This window comes from Staphylococcus sp. EG-SA-18 (assembly GCF_017151825.1).
Lineage (GTDB): Bacteria > Bacillota > Bacilli > Staphylococcales > Staphylococcaceae > Staphylococcus > Staphylococcus aureus.
In genome coordinates, this window is sequence record NZ_JACYVY010000055.1 from 101,797 (window position 1) to 119,385 (window position 17,589).

Consider the following 17,589-nt stretch of genomic DNA (forward strand, 5'->3'; position numbering starts at 1 on the left):
TGCTTTTATATTTTCATCGGAATCATTAAGCTTTCTAATCTATCGTTAATGATTTGCTTTAAAATTGGGTCGAAGTTAATTGAAGGTGTGATGTGTATATCTGTATTAATAACCATGTCATTCATTTGCTGCTTCACTTTGTTAACAAGCCTTCCGTCGTATAAAAATAATGGTACGACAATCAATTTTTGATACCGTTTCGAGATGCTTTCTAAATCATGTGTAAAACTAATCTCTCCATATAGCGTTCTCGCATATGTCGGCTTGCTAATTTGCAAATTTTGAGTGCATATTTGTAACTCTTCGTGTGCCTTAGTAAACTTTCCATTAATATTGCCGTGTGCAACAACCATAACTCCAACTTGTTGTTCTTCACCTGCTAATGCGTCACAAATACGTTGTTCAATTAATCGTCTCATTAAAGGATGTGTGCCAAGTGGCTCGCTTACTTCTACCTTTATGTCTGGATACCGTCGTTTCATTTCATGAACGATATTCGGTATATCCTTGAGATAATGCATTGCACTAAAGATTAGCAATGGTACAATTTTAAAATGGTCAACCCCACTTTGAATCAACGTCGTCATTACCGTCTCTAAATCCTGATGCTCACTTTCTAAAAACGCAATATCATAGTGATGTATATCATCTTTTACTAATTCAGAAATAAATGCTTCTAACGCTTGATTCTGTCGTCCGTGCCTCATGCCATGTGCAACAATGATATTCCCATTCACATTTACCAACCCTTTCACACGTATTGTATACCAAATCATTTTGTTTTTGTGAAAAGAATCACATTATAATGTAAAATCAGGGAATTCCCTGATGCCTGTAGTCATGCATATTCCTTATACATTTTCCCTTTTTGTTAAATCAAAAAAGCGACCGATATATGAATCCCTACTCAACATTTATTTGAGCAAGCATTAATATATCGGTCGCTTGTAGTGTATATTATTATCTTAAAATGGTGGTTGGCCTAATATTGTTTCGTCAAAGCGCTCGGGTATCAATACTTTGCGCATGATCACACCTAAATCGCCATCATCATTTTCATGTTCGCTGTATATTTCATAACCTCTTTTTTCATAAATTTTAAGTAACCACGGATGCAATCTTGCAGATGTACCTAAAGTAACTGCCGCTGACTTTAACGTATCTCGCAAAAATGCTTCTTCAACATAAGTAAGTAATTGGCTACCATAGCCTTTCCCTTCATACTCAGGATTTGTCGCAAACCACCAGACAAAAGGATAGCCCGAAATACTTTTCACACTTCCCCAAGGATATCTAACCGTAATCGTAGATATAATTTCATCATCAATTGTCATGACAAATGTAGTATTTTTATCTATATTTTCTTTAACAGCATCTAAATTAGCATTAACTGAAGGCCAATCAATACCTAGTTCTCTTAGAGGCGTAAATGCTTCATGCATGAGTTGTTGCAATTTTTCTGCATCTTGTTCACTTGCGAGTCGAATCATCATTTTTTGTCATATTAATCCCCACTCTTTTTTAAATGATTTAACCATATTTTATTTTTAAAATAAATATCCATCAAAGTGTATCAATAAATTTATCACATGTTAGAAAGTATGCTTCATCTGAATACACCAATACTCTCATAAAACTTATTAAAAATTACTCTCTCAACGTAAAAAAACCATTCAAATTCATGAATGGTTTGGAAGAATGATTCATTGTTACGCTATTTAATCACTACATCTTAATTATTGTTGCTCTAAACGATTACGCTTACCATTTAAGAAAGCATAAACGAGACCTACAAAAATACCGCCACCGACAAAGTTACCTAAGAAAGCAAAAACGATATTTTTTAAAACGTGTAACCATGAAACTGCATCAAGGTTAAAGAATACCATACCTGCATATAGACCTGCATTGAACACAACGTGCTCATATCCCATGTATACAAAGACCACGACACCACAAGCTATAAAGAATGCCTTTGTTAAGCCGCCTTTGAATTGCATAGAGATGAAAATACCAATATTAATAAAGAAGTTACAGAAAATACCTTTTGTAAAAATATTCAACCATGTTGAATCAACAGTCTTTTTCTGAACTAAAGCTGTTAAAGCTTGTGTCATTTCAGGTGTCATGACATGCGCAAATTTCATTAAGAAAAATAACACAAACCCACCTAAAATATTTCCTAAGAAACAATATAATAAAATCCAAGTCATCTTCTTAACAGAAACGACTTTATAATACCAGCCTACTGTAAAGTACATGAAGTTACTTGTTAATAATTCAGAGTTAGTTAATACAACTAAAATCAAACCTAAACTAAAAGCAATGGCTCCCATTAAATTGATAAGTCCATCTACGTGAGTACTCGCAAACTGCGTCTTTATTCCGAACATAAATACAGTAACGATTGAGAGTAAAAATCCGGCCATCATTGCTTTAAGCATATATCGGCCAGGTGTTTGCTGTACCATTACTTGCTTCATTTGTACTGAAGATGATATTGAATCAACAATTGCGCCTGTTGAATATGTATCTTCAACTGTTTTCTTATTTTCTATCACAGTACTTCCCCCATTTACTTTGATCAAATAAAATTTACTTTCTAATTATATTAGTAAATCAATGTAATTGATAGTTTAAATTTCAGAAAAATCTTTTTATTCTCTCAAAAATGTAGTTTTCTTTCATAAAAACAGCGAGATAAATCGCGTGATTGGCTAATATCTTTATGATTTAAGATATTACGACGCTCATTTTATCTCGCTTTATGTAAAGTATTACTTATTCTTTTTTAAATTTGAAAAGTAATGTAAACCATATGCAAATACACTGTAACCAATTGCAGTACGTAAAATAAACCTTATAACTTTATTAGGTACACATTTTGACGTTACTGAAATAGAAGATAGTAGTGTTGTGAAAATATATAATATTAAAACTTTGATATAACGTTCTACCATCGAATCATCCCTCATTTTTATAATATTACAAGATTATTATAAACCGAATGAAACAAAAAAGTTTTTACATATTTTCAACAACTTTATTTCAATAATGCATCAAGTTGATCTAAAGTTTGATTCATACCTTGTTCAACACCCATGTTTATGACTTGTTGAGCGGCTTCTTTTGTTGGAAATACCGATGTTGATGTCACTGTCGTTTTCGTTGTATTGCTCTTGGAAAATGACAAAGTAATTTTCATGCTTGGCATTTTTGTATCTTTTGCACCTTGAGGTGTCGCAAATGAGTCAATATATTCAATTAAATATGGACGCTTAACCGTTTTATATTCTGCTAATGTATAGCTGGTCATTGTAGGTGTTTTAATCGCATAAAATGCATCACCGCCTGAAACAGCATTAAAGCGAAACACTTTGGTACTAGCGTCTTTTGGATGAAACCATTTTTCAAATAATGCTTTTGTCGTATAGGCATCAAACACCTTTTCAATCGGTGCTTCTATCGTTCTTGAAAAAATAATTTTATTATCTTCAACTTTAATCGTCATCTTCCCACTCCCTATCTTTTATATTTACTCATCTTAACATGCATTGAGTAACATATGTTACCAAATCATTTGTTATAAACTATAGTAATATTAATCATTCCCTCTGTTGAAATTGATAACTACGAAATAAAAAACACACTCTATTCAGCTATTAACAGTTGAGTAGAGTGTGCAAACCTGTTGAATTAATGCGCTAACATTTCTTCTTTGATTTGGTCTTTATTTAATTTTGAAGGATAATATGTTGGCCAGTTATCCATTTCTTTTAATAACGCGTCATTATCATTACCCATAAAGATATGGAAGTGTTCTGCCTTTTTAGGTGCAATGTTGTGATCGCTAAATTGGATGAATTTCGGTAAGTCTTTATCATTACCATCGACCAATTTAAACATAAATCTCACGCCACGGTTACCTTTAGGATATTTCAATGTTTTCTTACCATTGTATTCATATTTACCAGTGTGTTTCTTACCATCTTTAGTAAATGTAATTTCATTTCCTTTTATATCAATGTTAGTAATATCAGTTTTATATCCTTTGTCATAATAAGCTTTTAAATCTTTAGCAGATTTCTTCGGATCATTTTCAGCTTTATGTTCCATCACTTCATCAAGCGTACCGTCTTTTAAGTAAGGGTAAACAGATTGCCATTCACCAGCATAATCGCTTAATTCACGGTCTTTAACTTGCTCATCTTTAAAATACCCATCAGAAATTGCTTTGTCATGTTTACTTTCAGCTTTGTCGTCTTTCACTTTAACACCACTGTCTAAAGCTTTACCGATATTTTCAATATTAGATTTCATTAATGATTGATACGTAATATTATCTTTTTTCTGTTGTTCTTTATTTAAAGACTCCATGTTGTAGAATTTTAAAGGCTTCGCATCTGTTTCTTTACGAATTGTTTCAGTCACTTTATTCGCAACATTATCTTCGTAAAGAATATATTTAGCATTGCTATCTCTAATTTCTTTAACAATTTTAGTTAATTCTTTTTGTGATGGATCTTCAGCATTCATGTTTTGAATACCTTTTTGAACAAAACCATAACGATCAGCTAAGTATCCAATTGATTCATGTGAAATGAATACTGCATTACCTTGCTTATCTTTTGTAACTTGCTTCATATCGTTATCAATTTTCTTAAGATCGTCGTTTAATTTTTTGTAGTTTTTCTCATAGTCATCTTTATGTTTTGGATCTTTTTTCACTAATTCATCTTTAATTTCTTTAGCGAAAGTTTGATTAATTTTAGGATCTAACCATACGTGTGGATCATATCCACCATGATGATGATGATGTTCTTCTTTCTCATGATCATGTCCCTCATGTTCATGCTCTTCACCATGCTCGTGTTGATCAGTTAAAAGCTTTGCTTTATCTAATTTATCCTCTAAAGACAGTTTTTTATCTTTATCTTTGATAGTAGATGCAACTTTCTTAGCAACCGGATCTAAATTATCCCCTGTATACATAAACAAGTCTGACTTGCTTGCACTTAATATATCTTTTTGTGTTGGTTCATAGCTATGTAAATCTGTCCCTGCTGGATAGATTGATGATACCTTCACGTGTTTTCCACCAATTTGCTCTGCAAATGATTGCAATGGATAAACTGTCGTTTTAATTGTTACCTTGCCATCTTTATCTTTTCCATCATCATTCCCACATGCGGCTAATGATAAAGTTACGGCTGGTACAAGAAGTAACATACCTAATTTCTTTTTCATAGTCACCCTCCTAAATAGTAATCTTTACGTTTTAAAATTATATACTCATGCTACTTAAAATACAAGCACTGTTTTTATAAATAATATAAAGTCGAATCATACTTTAGGTATTTACCACTTTTCGTTTTATCTAATACATGACTATTGTACAAATATGATACAGAAAACTTTATAGTATTTACGAACGTCATAATATAAGAAAAAAGACAATCTCTATCATATTGCTAATAGAAATTGCCTTTTCATATTGTCCTAAAATAACTTACCCTATTTTTATAGTGTGACTTTTAGATTTAATAATGGTATTTACATGATGCTATTTTTATATGATTGTCATCTACTGTATAAACCAATCTATGTTCGTGATTGATACGTCTACTATAATACCCAGTCAGATTCGATTTTAACTTTTCAGGCTTACCTATACCTTCCAATGCACCATTTCTGTCAATACTTTTAAGTAACTCATTAATTTTCTTCACCATTTTTTTATCGTTCTGCTGAAAATACTTATAATCTTCAAAGGCTTGAGGCGAAAACGTAATATTTAACCTAGCCATTATACATCTATATCTTTCGTTATAGTTTTCCCACGTTCTAGATCTGCAATTGATTGAGCTAAGTGTTCAGCATTATTTGGGTTCTGTTGGAGGTAAAGTGTTTCCATCATGGAGTTATAATCTGATTCTGACATGATTACTACGTTTTTATCATCAGTAGATGTTACAGTTACCATATCACTATCATCATTTACTTTTGTCATAAGTGCCTTTAAATTCTGTCGAGCGTATGAATAATTTTTAATAATCATATTTATCGCCTCCTTTTAACACACCTCAATTGTACAAATATCTGTACAATAAAACAAGCGACACAGAAAAAAACTACTAATCAAGATTTCGCACGGGGAAGAATCAATACCTATCCTGTACTGATTCCCTACTAAACAATGTTTACATGATAATTTCTACCTATTTAGACTTCATACATTAAAAAGACAATCTCTATCATATCGCTAATAGAAATTGCCTTTTCATATTGTCCTAATAAATTGATATCACTTACTTATCTCAACAATTAAGACTATTTTATTTTATCTTTTAATAACTTCTCATAACTTTCATAATCATATGGATCTTCAACTTTCTCGCCATTAATAAATGCAGTTGGTGTCGTTTTTATATGATTATCTTTCGCTATTTTTTTATCTTTCTCTGCAGCTTTCCAAGACTTGCTATCTTTTGTCTTGTAATCTTTTATAATTTTATTTTCCGTCTCTTTATCTAAATGCAGTTGTTTAATATGTTTATCTAATAGTTCTTTTGTTAACCATTCTTTATTTTCATCTTGCTGGGCAGCAAATAATTGCTTTTGAAAATCTAAAAATGATTTAGGTGCATACATCAATACTGCATGACTCGCACGCGAACCAACAATTGAGTCTTTACCTAAGAAAGCTAAATTGACAAATTGGTATTCCACTTTGTGATTATCTATATAATTTTTACGCAACTTTGGCATGACTTTTTCATCTAATTCTTTACAATAAGGACATTTATAGTCGCCATATATGACAACTAATGGTTTGCCGTTTTTCGAGGATGTCGTTGCTGATTCTTTTTTACCGCAAGCTGTTAAAATTAACATGCTCACTATAAATAATGTTAGTAATTTTTTAGTCATAATAACTCCTGTTCATATCTAGTTCGTCATATTTTCTTCATGATAATCCGCATCATGTTGTTGATAATATCGTCTCGAATCAAAATCTTGCTTATATGATACACGTTTATCACTAAAATCATATGCATAATAATGCACTTCATCATCATTACTCAAAGGTTTATAAGCTAAAATGATAATTTTATCCTTATCATAGACATAAATATTAGCATCTTTGCGTTCAAAATGATCAACACGATCACCGTTGCCTTTTTTGGCAAGTTGTTCTTGTTTTTGATTTTGAATTTTAACTGCTTCATCTATTTCTTTCACATATTTATCATTACCACATCCTGATATAAAGACTAGTAATAATAATACCGTCGCCACAAATCGCTTCAATGCTCCCACTCCTACTATCAACTTCCAACTAACTTTCAATATAATTAATACTATACACCGTCAAACATTAATGCGCTACAACTACTACCAATGCATTTAATATAAATATCCAAAGAAATAACAGTTATGTATAGTCAAAGAAAAATATATTTCATTTTCTATGTGTATTTGTAATCAGTTTTTGATAAAATAAAAAAATAGCATTATTAATAAATTCAAAAATTACAGTTCAATTCAGAGAGGGATGGGATAAAATGAACTTTGTAACGTTGACTTCGGATGAGTTCAATGCGTTTACAACAAAGCATTTTTCACATTACACACAATCAGCTATTCATTACAATCATAGAGTTGATTTAAAAGGCGATGTGCATCTTGTAGGGGTTAAAGATGACAATGGTCAAGTGATTGCAGGATGCTTATTGACAGAAGCACGCACACTTAAATTTTTCAAATATTTTTATACACATCGCGGGCCAGTGATGGATTATACAAATCAATCATTAGTAGCATTTTTCTTTAAAGCATTAACGTCATATTTAAAGAAACACAATTGTTTATATGTCCTTGTAGATCCATATTTAATTGAAAATTTACGCAATGCAGACGGTGAAATTGTTAAATCTTATGATAACCGAGCATTTGTTAGAACAATGGATAAATTAGGTTATAAACACCAAGGTTTCCCTGTAGGTTATGATTCAATGAGCCAAATCCGTTGGCTGTCAGTGTTAGATTTAAAAGATAAGACTGAAGACCAACTTTTAAAAGAAATGGATTATCAAACGAGACGTAATATTAAAAAAACATATGATATTGGTGTCAAAACTAAAACGTTAACGATTGATGAAACGCAAACTTTTTTCGACTTATTCCATATGGCTGAGGAAAAGCATGGTTTCAAATTCCGTGAGTTACCATACTTTGAAGAAATGCAAAAGTTATACGATGACCACGCCATGTTAAAGTTGGCGTATATTGATTTAAACGAGTATTTAAAAACGTTACAATTAAAGCAACAACAATTAACAGCTGAACTCTCAGGTGTTGAAGAAGCATTGGAAGAAAGTCCTAATTCAAAGAAAAATAAAACGAAACGCACACAGCTAGAACAACAGCTAAATAGCAATAAGCGTAAAATCGACAATACAATAGAACAAATTGAACAAGATGGTGCAGTCTTAAACTTAGCTTCTGCTTTGTTTATCTACAATGAGCATGAAGTTTATTACTTATCTAGTGGTTCAAACCCTAAATATAATGCTTATATGGGTGCCTACCATTTGCAGTGGGAAATGATTAAGTTTGCTAAAGCGCATCATATTGATCGCTATAATTTTTATGGTATTACCGGTGACTTTTCAGAGTCATCAGAAGATTATGGAGTCCAACAATTCAAAAAAGGTTTTAACGCACATGTAGAAGAGTATATCGGCGACTTTATTAAGCCTATCAAACCATTACTATATAAGGTACAAACATACTTAAATCATAAACGTCGTTAAAATATCGCTCCAAGATTATGACAACATAACAAAGAACCACGCATCATGTATATGGCATCATCACCATACTAAAACATGATACGTGGTTTTATTTGATTATTCTTCATTTATAACATTTAAGAAACGTCTTAATTCTTCTGTTTTCGGACGATTGAACATCTCTTCTGGAGCCTCTTGTTCTCCGATCATGCCTTCATGAATAAATACAATGTTATTAGATACTTCTTTAGCAAAACGCATTTCATGTGTCACAATGACCATTGTCATGCCTTCATTAGCCAAATCTTTAATAACCTTTAAAACATCATTCACAAGTTCAGGATCAAGTGCAGATGTTGGTTCATCAAACAACATCACTTTAGGGTTCATTGCTAGTGCTCTTGCAATAGCAACACGTTGTTGTTGACCACCTGATAATGCATGTGGACGTTGATCTTTGACATGTGTTAAACCAACTTTCTCAAGTAACTCAAGTGATTTCCCACGTGCCTCATCCTTTTTCAACTTTTTAACTGTGATAAGACCTTCCATTACATTTTCTAATGCCGTCTTATGCGGAAAAAGGTTATAACTTTGAAATACCATACCAGACTGTTTACGAACTTCTATTTGTGATTTTTTATCTTTAGATGTATATGTTTTGCCGTTAACATAAACTGTACCTTCAGTTGGAATTTCTAATGCATTAATCATACGTAACAATGTTGTTTTACCTGAACCAGATCGACCGATTAAGGTTACAACCTCACCTTGTTCAACAGATAAATCAATACCTTTGATGACTTCAACATCATTGAATGATTTATGGATATTGTTCAATTGAATCATGAGCGATACCCTCTTTCAATATAAGATTCATAGATACCTTGGATAATTGAAATAATAAAGCATACCACCCAGTACATTAGCGCAACTAACACATAAATTGTTAAATATTCATATGTTGTAGACGCAACTTCTTGAGCTTTTCTAAACATTTCAGCCACTAAAATAAATCCTAATAATGATGTATCTTTGATTAAACTTAAAAATGTATTACCTAGTGCAGGAATCGACACTCGAATTGCCTGCGGTAAAATGATACGTTGTATCGTTTGACCATACGTCATACCGATGGAATATGCAGCTTCTGTTTGTCCTTTCGGTATAGAAATAATACCGCCACGAATAATTTCCGAAGCATACGCACCTACATTTAATGATAAACCAATAATAGCAGCCACTACAGGTGCCAATGTCCATTGGTTGTCAGCGTCATTTGTTAATAATCTACCTAATTCTGGAATACCATAAAATATGATAAATAGTTGTACTATCATAGGTGTTCCTCGAATAATAGATACATAGACACGTGAAATACTTCTTAAAATTTTACTCGTTGAAATTCGCATTAATGCTGTAAATAATGCAATAATCAATCCTAAAACAAATGTAACTAATGTAATAGGAATTGAATATTTGACCAAACCTTCTAGCATAGGTCCGAAAGCTTGTTTTGCAGCATCTAGCGCATGTTGTTGTTCGCTATTTAGATTTAGAAACATCTTGACCAAACCATTTCTTACCTATTTTAGCTAATTCACCGTTTTCCTCGATTTTTTTCAAGCCATCATTGAATTTTTGAACTGTTTCATCATCTGCTTTTTTAGAAAATGCAAATGCAGATCTACTTTGTTCAGCATTACCTTTGATTGCTTTGATCTTAGCATTAGGTTTTTGTTTTTTATAATCCAAGTATGACAGACTATCATTAAATGTACCATCAACACGCTTAGACAATAATAAATCCATTGATTGGTTAAAGCCATCAACTTTTGTAATATCAGCACCTTTATCCTTAGCTAATTTACCATAATTAGATGTGAATGTTTGTGCTAACTTCTTACCTTTAACATCATCAAAATCTTTAATATCTTTTTCATTTTCACGAATAACTAAAACAGCACTTGAGAATGTGTAAGGCTTAGAAAATTTATATTTCTTTTCTCTATCAGGATTAATACCTACTTGGTTCGCGATTACATCAAAACGCCCTGCGTCTAAACCTGCAAACATAGAATCCCAAGAAGTTTCATTAAATTTAAGTTTTAAACCTTCTTCTTTAGCCACTGCTTTAATAACATCAATATCGTAACCAGTTAATTTACCATCTTTATCGTGGAAACTAAATGGTGCATAAGTCCCCTCAGTCCCAACATTAATTGTCTTGCTATCTTTACTAGCTTCCTTGTCTTTCGACGAATTGTTTCCGCATGCAGCCAATATGAAAACGAAAGCTATCATCACAAATAAAAGTCTTTTCATAGAATATATCTCCTTATTCTTATTATTCTAATCGGAATAAAAATATTTTAATCTGAAATGCCGGATAAGTCAATATGTTGAACTTTTGCTAAAAAGCTTTATATAGCTAGCAACTTATATTTATTGACGAGAATCAACTTCTTTTTTCTTCCCTTGTAACATAAATGAACAAAAGAAACTAATAACTGTAATCAATAATGCAAATAAAAATCCAGCGTGATAACCATGCAACATCGTATCAACTTTAATTTGATTCATCATATCAATTTTGTTCATGCCATTATAGTCTGACATAGTTGGAGAAAAGTTTTTGCTTGCATGAGATAAAATAGTAATTAATGCAGCTGTTCCGATAGAACCAGCAATTTGTTGTACTGTGTTTGTCATAGATGAACCATGTGCATTCATTTCTGGCTTTAATTGATTCATCGTATGGGTCATTACTGGAATTAATCCTAACGCGATACCAACCATTCGAATCGCATAAACTGTTGCCAACATGATTGTTGATGTTTGTTCATCCATTACAACAAAATAAGCCGTAGTAATAACAACAATCGCCATACCGACTAAAGCCAATTTTCTAGGACCAAACTTTTCATATAAAGCACCCGAAGTCATCGACATAAATGCCATAACAATTGCTCCTGGTAATAAAGTTAACCCAGAATCTAAAGCTGAACGATGCAATAAATTTTGCACAAAGATAGGTAAAATCGTTTCCGAACCAATCATCGATACCATTGTGACACCCATAATAATGATACCAACTGTAAATTGTTTATTTTTAAATACAGCAAAATTTAATAATGGTGTTGATAGCCGATATTGACGTAATACAAATAATGCGACTAAAACAACGCCTCCAATCATAGATAATAATACGATAGGATTATCAAAACCTTTTTCTGAAATTGAACTCGTTCCATACAATAACCCGCCGAAACCTAGTACAGAAAAAATGACAGAAATAAAATCAATAGGTACTTTAATTGTAGTTCCAACATTTTTTATCGTTTTAAATCCAATTAAAAATGTCACAGCTGCAATTGGAGCGACAACATGGAAAAGCGATCTCCAGTTAAAATATTCAACAAGGTAACCTGAAAGAGTAGGTCCAATAGCTGGTGCTAAACCAATTACCAAACCAAATATCCCCATATATTTACCGCGTTCATGCGGTTGGAAAACATCCAAAATCGTTGTCATCATCAATGGCATCATAATACCTGCGCCTAACGCCTGAATAATTCTAGCAACTAATAATGTTGCAAAGTGCGGACTCAAGCCGCCGAGTAATGTACCTAAGAAAAAGATAGAAATACCCACTAAAAACACTTGTCTTGTTGTATAACGTTGTATAACAAGCGCGGACAAAGGAATAACAATCCCATTAGTCAATAAAAAAGCTGTTGTCAGCCATTGAACTTGTGTATATGAAATTTCAAAATCTTTCATAATACTTGGTAAAGCCGTCACTAATAGTGTTTCATTTAATAATCCAAAAAATCCACCCATCAGCATAGTAATAATCATCGTTAATTTTTGTTTCTTCGACATTTAAAGCTTCCCCCTCACCATCTAAAAAACGACACACATTTTTAGATATCCGGTAATTATACCCATTTTCCAAAAAATTAGCACGACTTTATTACAATTTCTTTAAAACGTAATCATTACTATTTACATATGAGTAGTTATCGGTCATAATATATTTACAAGGAGGGATAGAGATGAAATTAGATTTACAGACTGCTCGTCGAAATTTAAATAGCCCTAACATTAAAACAAGAAAGCGTGCTTTAAAGATTATTAAGCAACACAAAAGAGCGAAATAATTGTTTTAATTTGACTATATTGTATGTCTAACTATATTTTCGAGTATCCCTAGCTCGTTAATATAAACTCTATACTTAACTATTTCCTTACATTACTTCACATATTTAAGAGCTGCATATACACTCACTCCTTGTGTACATGCAGCTCTTTTTTTATAAGTAGTATTTATCTATAACTTCTAAATCATCCGTTAATTCATAAACAAGCGGTGCACCTGTTTTAATTTCATAATTAATGATATCTTCATCTGACACATCTTCAAGATATTTAATTAATGCGCGAATTGAATTTCCGTGTGCAGAAACTAATACCGTTTGACCATCTAGCAAATATTGTGAAATATGATCTGTCCAAAATGGTATCACTCGAACTAAAGTATCTTTCAGACTTTCAGAATAAGGCATCATACGTTTATCTAAATGATTATATCGACGATCAGCTAAGTAAGCTTCACGTTGTTCTTCGGTTTCAGCAGGTGGTTTCACATCATAAGAACGACGCCAAATATGTACTTGTTCTTCTCCAAATTCTTTTCTAGCATCATCTTTATTTAAGCCTTGCAATCCACCATAGTGGCGTTCATTTAAACGCCAGCTTTTATATACAGGAATCCATTGTTGTTTAGATTCAGTTAAAATATAATGCGTTGTATCTAAAGCACGTGTTAATAACGATGTAAAAGCTACATCGATGGCAATGTTATTTTCTCTTACTTTTTCACCTGCTCTAGTCGCTTCATTAATACCTTGTTCAGATAAATTAACATCTTCCCATCCAGTAAATAAGTTTTTAGCATTCCACTCGCTTTGTCCATGACGACATAAAATTAATTTTGGCATAACTTATAACCTCTTTCCTTTAATCTTTAGGACGTTATTTCAGGGATATTTTAAGATGATTTAATCTTAGTAATTTTCTTTTCAATATATTTTAAAATTCAATGATTAAATCAATTATCACTAGACATTAAATACATAAATCCTATTCCCCATTTTCATTTTTTAATTCATAAATGAATCAATAACCACCTAATAACAAATCATATTATACACCTTTGTTCGCTATTTTTCTAAGGTTTAAAAAATATTTTTAGGTAAGCCTAAAAATAGATGTAATAAAAACGCCTCCTCAGATATTTATATATCTATGAAGACGTTTAAATACATTATAGATGGTCTGGTTCTGGGTGAACGTATACTGAGGAAATACCTTTTTTGTGCAAATGATGTTCGACATTGTCACAAATTTGATGCGCTTCTACTAAGGAAAGGTTAGCATCTACAACAATTGTGACATCAATAAACACACTACTTCCATGGTAACGCCCTTTAATACTTTTAACTTCTTGTACTTCATCAACTTCTAAAATATCATTGCGATACGCTTCTAATTCAGTTTCATTGAAACCATCACTCAACATAAAAATTGCTTCTTTAAAAATACCAAAACCAGTATAAACGATTAGTAAGCCTAGTAATGTTGCTAAAATAATATCGACAATTGGGAAACCGATTTGCGTAAAAATTAATCCTATCGCTGTTCCAATGCTGACTAAACTATCTGATAAATTATCTTTGGCAGCCGAATTTAAAGAACTACTTTTCGTTCTTTTCGCTAGTCTTTGATTGACTGCAAATACAATCAACATTACAAGACCACTGATTAAGCTGACGATAATTGTTATTGCGTTAGGTACAACGTCATCTTCTTTGAACAAACGAGGTGCATTTTGAATAACTACTTGGATACCTACAAACATAATGACAAATGACACCAATAATGAAGAAATATTTTCAGACTTCAAATGGCCATAAGGATGATTTCGATCTGCAGGTTTAATTGAAATTTTCAATCCAATAATAACAGCTAAAGAAACGATAATATCTGTCATATTGTTTAATGCGTCGGCTCTTACAGCTGCAGAGTTAAAGACAAAACCCGTGACATACTTAACAATAGATAAGATTATATATACAATTAAACTCAAATAAGCACCGCGTTGCGCCAATTTAAGATTTTCATTATGAGACATGCGTTGAACCACCTTGAATTAGTATAGTAACAATATTATGAATGATTTATTTTAAATTTACAACGTTTTTAATTTTTATAAATTTTTATAAAATTAAACTAATTTATTCATTCGCAACCCCTAAAAATAATTTTTAGCCTTTCTGCGAATTTTATGAGCTAGAAAGGCTTATGCAGTTGACGTTTTACGTCCAACTGCGTTCCTTCGTCTTCTTCAAATTTATTTGTTAGAAAGGTGCCCAACCCTTCCTGCTTGTTAACTTTCGTCTCGAAAATTTCTATGTTGGGACCCTATGCATTAATTGCGAAGCTATCTAATGTCATGACCTAATTATATAGAAGAAAAAGTGCATCAGTGACAAATTAAATGAGATTTCTACTCTACCAAACTCTCTTCGAAAGACAATTTTCTCCTCTATTTATTAGCAAACTATTGCATTTCTCCATATAGTACTTCCTTACTTAAAATACGCTGAATGTTCTGAATTAAACGCTTTTTTACATAGTTAACACTAGTTAATCTATTAGTTAACATTAGTTAATAATTAGTTAATTTCCATTTGTATTCTCATGTGATAAATTCTAAAAGCATACAATAAATTTAATATGTAAAAAGAAAGGGAATACACATGAAAAATAAATATATCTCGAAGTTGCTAGTTGGGGCAGCAACAATTACTTTAGCTACAATGATTTCAAATGGGGAAGCAAAAGCGAGTGAAAACACGCAACAAACTTCAACTAAGCACCAAACAACTCAAAACAACTACGTAACAGATCAACAAAAAGCTTTTTATCAAGTATTACATCTAAAAGGTATCACAGAAGAACAACGTAACCAATACATCAAAACATTACGCGAACACCCAGAACGTGCACAAGAAGTATTCTCTGAATCACTTAAAGACAGCAAGAACCCAGACCGACGTGTTGCACAACAAAACGCTTTTTACAATGTTCTTAAAAATGATAACTTAACTGAACAAGAAAAAAATAATTACATTGCACAAATTAAAGAAAACCCTGATAGAAGCCAACAAGTTTGGGTAGAATCAGTACAATCTTCTAAAGCTAAAGAACGTCAAAATATTGAAAATGCGGATAAAGCAATTAAAGATTTCCAAGATAACAAAGCACCACACGATAAATCAGCAGCATATGAAGCTAACTCAAAATTACCTAAAGATTTACGTGATAAAAATAACCGCTTTGTAGAAAAAGTTTCAATTGAAAAAGCAATCGTTCGTCATGATGAGCGTGTGAAATCAGCAAATGATGCAATCTCAAAATTAAATGTAAAAGATTCAATTGAAAACAGACGTTTAGCACAACGTGAAGTTAACAAAGCACCTATGGATGTAAAAGAGCATTTACAGAAACAATTAGACGCATTAGTAGCTCAAAAAGATGCTGAAAAGAAAGTGGCGCCAAAAGTTGAGGCTCCTCAAATTCAATCACCACAAATTGAAAAACCTAAAGCAGAATCACCAAAAGTTGAAGTCCCTCAAATCCAATCACCAAAAGTTGAGGTTCCTCAATCTAAATTATTAGGTTACTACCAATCATTAAAAGATTCATTTAACTATGGTTACAAGTATTTAACAGATACTTATAAAAGCTATAAAGAAAAATATGATACAGCAAAGTACTACTATAATACGTACTATAAATACAAAGGTGCGATTGACAAAGCTGTATTAACTTTACTTGGCGATGGTTCTAAATCTTATATCCAACCATTGAAAGTTGATGATAAAAATGGCTATTTAGCTAAATCATATGCACAAGTAAGAAACTATGTAACTGAGTCAATCAATACTGGTAAAGTATTATATACTTTCTACCAAAACCCAACATTAGTAAAAACAGCTATTAAAGCTCAAGAAACTGCATCATCAATCAAAAATACAATAACTGGATTATTTAACTCATTCTGGAAATAATCAATCAAAAATATCTTCTCTAGTTTTACATCATTTTTTAAATAATTTTCGTAATAAACCGTGATTAAAAAGAACCGCTGATTCTCAATCGAATCTACGGTTCTTTTTTCATTTTCCATCAATTAAATGTTTCTTCGCTATTTGTCAGCCCACTTTTTTACCTGCAACTTGTTAAATAATCCTTACATCGTTAACGAATAGTTCATCATTTAGTTGAATCAGCTCAACTTTATTAACTTCAAATTTTCACAAACTATTGCGCAATCCATTCCTCTTCCACTACAAGCACCATAATTAAACAACAATTCAATAGAATAAGACTTGCAAAACATAGTTATGTAGCTATATAAACGCCTGCGACCAATAAATCTTTTAAACATAACATAATGCAAAAACATCATTTAACAATGCTAAAAATGTCTCTTCAATACATGTTGATAGTAATTAACTTTTAACGAACAGTTAATTCGAAAACGCTTACAAATAGATTATTATATATATGAACTTAAAATTAAATAGAAAGAAAGTGAGTCAAGTCCAGACTCCTGTGTAAAATGCTATACAATGTTTTTACCATTTCTACTTATCAAAATTGATGTATTTTCTTGAAGAATAAATCCATTCATCATGTAGGTCCATAAGAACGGCTCCAATTA

The 17,589-nt window shown here is 31.9% G+C and carries 22 protein-coding genes; 3 read left to right on the forward strand and 19 right to left on the reverse strand.

The window, feature by feature from the left end; translation table 11 throughout:
- Positions 1-5: 5 nt before the first annotated feature.
- The 12 genes from IDG66_RS11720 to IDG66_RS11770 all read right to left on the reverse strand — a co-directional run bounded on the left by IDG66_RS11720 (position 6) and on the right by IDG66_RS11770 (position 7,311).
- Entirely contained in the window at positions 6-737 is a 732-nt protein-coding gene (locus IDG66_RS11720; protein ID WP_001014065.1) for a sirohydrochlorin chelatase, read from the reverse strand.
- Positions 738-965: 228 nt separating this feature from the next.
- Positions 966-1,493: a GNAT family N-acetyltransferase gene (locus tag IDG66_RS11725; RefSeq protein ID WP_000973468.1), complete on the reverse strand. Its 528-nt coding sequence runs from the start codon at positions 1,491-1,493 to the stop codon at positions 966-968.
- Positions 1,494-1,736: 243 nt separating this feature from the next.
- Positions 1,737-2,561: a formate/nitrite transporter family protein gene (locus IDG66_RS11730; protein ID WP_000572040.1), complete on the reverse strand. Its 825-nt coding sequence runs from the start codon at positions 2,559-2,561 to the stop codon at positions 1,737-1,739.
- A gap of 216 nt (positions 2,562-2,777) precedes the next feature.
- Positions 2,778-2,960 (reverse strand): hypothetical protein, encoded by a 183-nt coding sequence (locus tag IDG66_RS11735; RefSeq protein WP_000230294.1) that lies wholly within the window; start codon positions 2,958-2,960, stop codon positions 2,778-2,780.
- Positions 2,961-3,043: 83 nt separating this feature from the next.
- Positions 3,044-3,511 (reverse strand): SRPBCC family protein, encoded by a 468-nt coding sequence (locus tag IDG66_RS11740; protein WP_000153344.1) that lies wholly within the window; start codon positions 3,509-3,511, stop codon positions 3,044-3,046.
- A 185-nt stretch (positions 3,512-3,696) separates the two neighbouring features.
- The gene (gene adcA / locus IDG66_RS11745; RefSeq protein ID WP_000727763.1) at positions 3,697-5,247 is read right to left on the reverse strand and encodes a zinc ABC transporter substrate-binding lipoprotein AdcA; all 1,551 of its coding nucleotides are present in this window, start codon (positions 5,245-5,247) and stop codon (positions 3,697-3,699) included.
- Between the two features lie 187 nt (positions 5,248-5,434).
- On the reverse strand, positions 5,435-5,506 hold the full coding sequence (locus IDG66_RS14210) for a hypothetical protein (protein WP_223200558.1): 72 nt from the start codon (positions 5,504-5,506) through the stop codon (positions 5,435-5,437).
- A 34-nt stretch (positions 5,507-5,540) separates the two neighbouring features.
- Positions 5,541-5,807, reverse strand: a complete 267-nt coding sequence (locus IDG66_RS11750) for a Txe/YoeB family addiction module toxin (RefSeq protein ID WP_000113262.1) — start codon at positions 5,805-5,807, stop codon at positions 5,541-5,543.
- Positions 5,807-6,058 (reverse strand): type II toxin-antitoxin system Phd/YefM family antitoxin, encoded by a 252-nt coding sequence (locus IDG66_RS11755; protein ID WP_000584499.1) that lies wholly within the window; start codon positions 6,056-6,058, stop codon positions 5,807-5,809. Before IDG66_RS11755 ends, IDG66_RS11750 begins: the two co-directional genes overlap by 1 nt.
- A gap of 164 nt (positions 6,059-6,222) precedes the next feature.
- The gene (locus IDG66_RS11760; RefSeq protein ID WP_223197974.1) at positions 6,223-6,303 is read right to left on the reverse strand and encodes a hypothetical protein; all 81 of its coding nucleotides are present in this window, start codon (positions 6,301-6,303) and stop codon (positions 6,223-6,225) included.
- A 27-nt stretch (positions 6,304-6,330) separates the two neighbouring features.
- Positions 6,331-6,930 carry a DsbA family protein gene (locus IDG66_RS11765; RefSeq protein ID WP_000162810.1) on the reverse strand — a complete coding sequence of 200 codons (600 nt, stop codon included), beginning with the start codon at positions 6,928-6,930 and terminating at the stop codon, positions 6,331-6,333.
- Positions 6,931-6,948: 18 nt separating this feature from the next.
- Positions 6,949-7,311, reverse strand: coding sequence for a DUF4467 domain-containing protein (locus IDG66_RS11770; protein ID WP_000819843.1), 363 nt, complete (start codon positions 7,309-7,311; stop codon positions 6,949-6,951).
- A 254-nt stretch (positions 7,312-7,565) separates the two neighbouring features.
- On the opposite strand from IDG66_RS11770, the gene fmhA reads away from it, so the two are divergent.
- Positions 7,566-8,816, forward strand: a complete 1,251-nt coding sequence (gene fmhA, locus IDG66_RS11775) for a FemA/FemB family glycyltransferase FmhA (RefSeq protein ID WP_001012222.1) — start codon at positions 7,566-7,568, stop codon at positions 8,814-8,816.
- Between the two features lie 96 nt (positions 8,817-8,912).
- On the opposite strand, the gene IDG66_RS11780 is transcribed toward fmhA, so the two are convergent.
- From IDG66_RS11780 to mdeA, 4 genes are all read right to left on the reverse strand, one after another.
- Complete coding sequence (locus tag IDG66_RS11780; protein ID WP_000615458.1) at positions 8,913-9,644, reverse strand: amino acid ABC transporter ATP-binding protein; 732 nt, start codon at positions 9,642-9,644, stop codon at positions 8,913-8,915.
- On the reverse strand, positions 9,641-10,360 hold the full coding sequence (locus IDG66_RS11785; protein WP_000479576.1) for an amino acid ABC transporter permease: 720 nt from the start codon (positions 10,358-10,360) through the stop codon (positions 9,641-9,643). Before IDG66_RS11785 ends, IDG66_RS11780 begins: the two co-directional genes overlap by 4 nt.
- Positions 10,341-11,120 carry a transporter substrate-binding domain-containing protein gene (locus IDG66_RS11790; protein WP_000825929.1) on the reverse strand — a complete coding sequence of 260 codons (780 nt, stop codon included), beginning with the start codon at positions 11,118-11,120 and terminating at the stop codon, positions 10,341-10,343. Before IDG66_RS11790 ends, IDG66_RS11785 begins: the two co-directional genes overlap by 20 nt.
- 120 nt (positions 11,121-11,240) lie before the next feature.
- Positions 11,241-12,680, reverse strand: coding sequence for a multidrug efflux MFS transporter MdeA (mdeA, locus tag IDG66_RS11795; protein WP_000038951.1), 1,440 nt, complete (start codon positions 12,678-12,680; stop codon positions 11,241-11,243).
- A 173-nt stretch (positions 12,681-12,853) separates the two neighbouring features.
- On the opposite strand from mdeA, the gene IDG66_RS11800 reads away from it, so the two are divergent.
- Entirely contained in the window at positions 12,854-12,958 is a 105-nt protein-coding gene (locus IDG66_RS11800) for a putative metal homeostasis protein (RefSeq protein ID WP_000762708.1), read from the forward strand.
- Positions 12,959-13,111: 153 nt separating this feature from the next.
- On the opposite strand, the gene IDG66_RS11805 is transcribed toward IDG66_RS11800, so the two are convergent.
- From IDG66_RS11805 to IDG66_RS11815, 3 genes are all read right to left on the reverse strand, one after another.
- Positions 13,112-13,798, reverse strand: a complete 687-nt coding sequence (locus tag IDG66_RS11805; protein WP_001125208.1) for a 2,3-diphosphoglycerate-dependent phosphoglycerate mutase — start codon at positions 13,796-13,798, stop codon at positions 13,112-13,114.
- Between the two features lie 326 nt (positions 13,799-14,124).
- Positions 14,125-14,991, reverse strand: a complete 867-nt coding sequence (locus IDG66_RS11810) for a cation diffusion facilitator family transporter (protein ID WP_000019127.1) — start codon at positions 14,989-14,991, stop codon at positions 14,125-14,127.
- Positions 14,992-15,420: 429 nt separating this feature from the next.
- Entirely contained in the window at positions 15,421-15,525 is a 105-nt protein-coding gene (locus tag IDG66_RS11815; RefSeq protein ID WP_001789935.1) for a hypothetical protein, read from the reverse strand.
- Positions 15,526-15,619: 94 nt separating this feature from the next.
- On the opposite strand from IDG66_RS11815, the gene sbi reads away from it, so the two are divergent.
- Positions 15,620-16,933: an immunoglobulin-binding protein Sbi gene (sbi, locus tag IDG66_RS11820; protein WP_000792571.1), complete on the forward strand. Its 1,314-nt coding sequence runs from the start codon at positions 15,620-15,622 to the stop codon at positions 16,931-16,933.
- The last annotated feature ends 656 nt before the right edge of the window (positions 16,934-17,589 follow it).

Bases quoted from the DNA above. Each gene is read 5' to 3' on its own strand.
- IDG66_RS11725 (WP_000973468.1), bottom strand. From the start codon at position 1,493: ATGATGATTCGACTCGCAAGTGAACAAGATGCAGAAAAATTGCAACAA.
- IDG66_RS11735 (WP_000230294.1), bottom strand. From the start codon at position 2,960: ATGGTAGAACGTTATATCAAAGTTTTAATATTATATATTTTCACAACA.
- IDG66_RS11740 (WP_000153344.1), bottom strand. From the start codon at position 3,511: ATGACGATTAAAGTTGAAGATAATAAAATTATTTTTTCAAGAACGATA.
- adcA (WP_000727763.1), bottom strand. From the start codon at position 5,247: ATGAAAAAGAAATTAGGTATGTTACTTCTTGTACCAGCCGTAACTTTA.
- IDG66_RS11750 (WP_000113262.1), bottom strand. From the start codon at position 5,807: ATGGCTAGGTTAAATATTACGTTTTCGCCTCAAGCCTTTGAAGATTAT.
- IDG66_RS11755 (WP_000584499.1), bottom strand. From the start codon at position 6,058: ATGATTATTAAAAATTATTCATACGCTCGACAGAATTTAAAGGCACTT.
- IDG66_RS11765 (WP_000162810.1), bottom strand. From the start codon at position 6,930: ATGACTAAAAAATTACTAACATTATTTATAGTGAGCATGTTAATTTTA.
- fmhA (WP_001012222.1), top strand. From the start codon at position 7,566: ATGAACTTTGTAACGTTGACTTCGGATGAGTTCAATGCGTTTACAACA.
- IDG66_RS11780 (WP_000615458.1), bottom strand. From the start codon at position 9,644: ATGATTCAATTGAACAATATCCATAAATCATTCAATGATGTTGAAGTC.
- IDG66_RS11785 (WP_000479576.1), bottom strand. From the start codon at position 10,360: ATGTTTCTAAATCTAAATAGCGAACAACAACATGCGCTAGATGCTGCA.
- IDG66_RS11790 (WP_000825929.1), bottom strand. From the start codon at position 11,120: ATGAAAAGACTTTTATTTGTGATGATAGCTTTCGTTTTCATATTGGCT.
- mdeA (WP_000038951.1), bottom strand. From the start codon at position 12,680: ATGTCGAAGAAACAAAAATTAACGATGATTATTACTATGCTGATGGGT.
- IDG66_RS11800 (WP_000762708.1), top strand. From the start codon at position 12,854: ATGAAATTAGATTTACAGACTGCTCGTCGAAATTTAAATAGCCCTAAC.
- IDG66_RS11805 (WP_001125208.1), bottom strand. From the start codon at position 13,798: ATGCCAAAATTAATTTTATGTCGTCATGGACAAAGCGAGTGGAATGCT.
- IDG66_RS11810 (WP_000019127.1), bottom strand. From the start codon at position 14,991: ATGTCTCATAATGAAAATCTTAAATTGGCGCAACGCGGTGCTTATTTG.
- IDG66_RS11815 (WP_001789935.1), bottom strand. From the start codon at position 15,525: ATGTTAACTAATAGATTAACTAGTGTTAACTATGTAAAAAAGCGTTTA.
- sbi (WP_000792571.1), top strand. From the start codon at position 15,620: ATGAAAAATAAATATATCTCGAAGTTGCTAGTTGGGGCAGCAACAATT.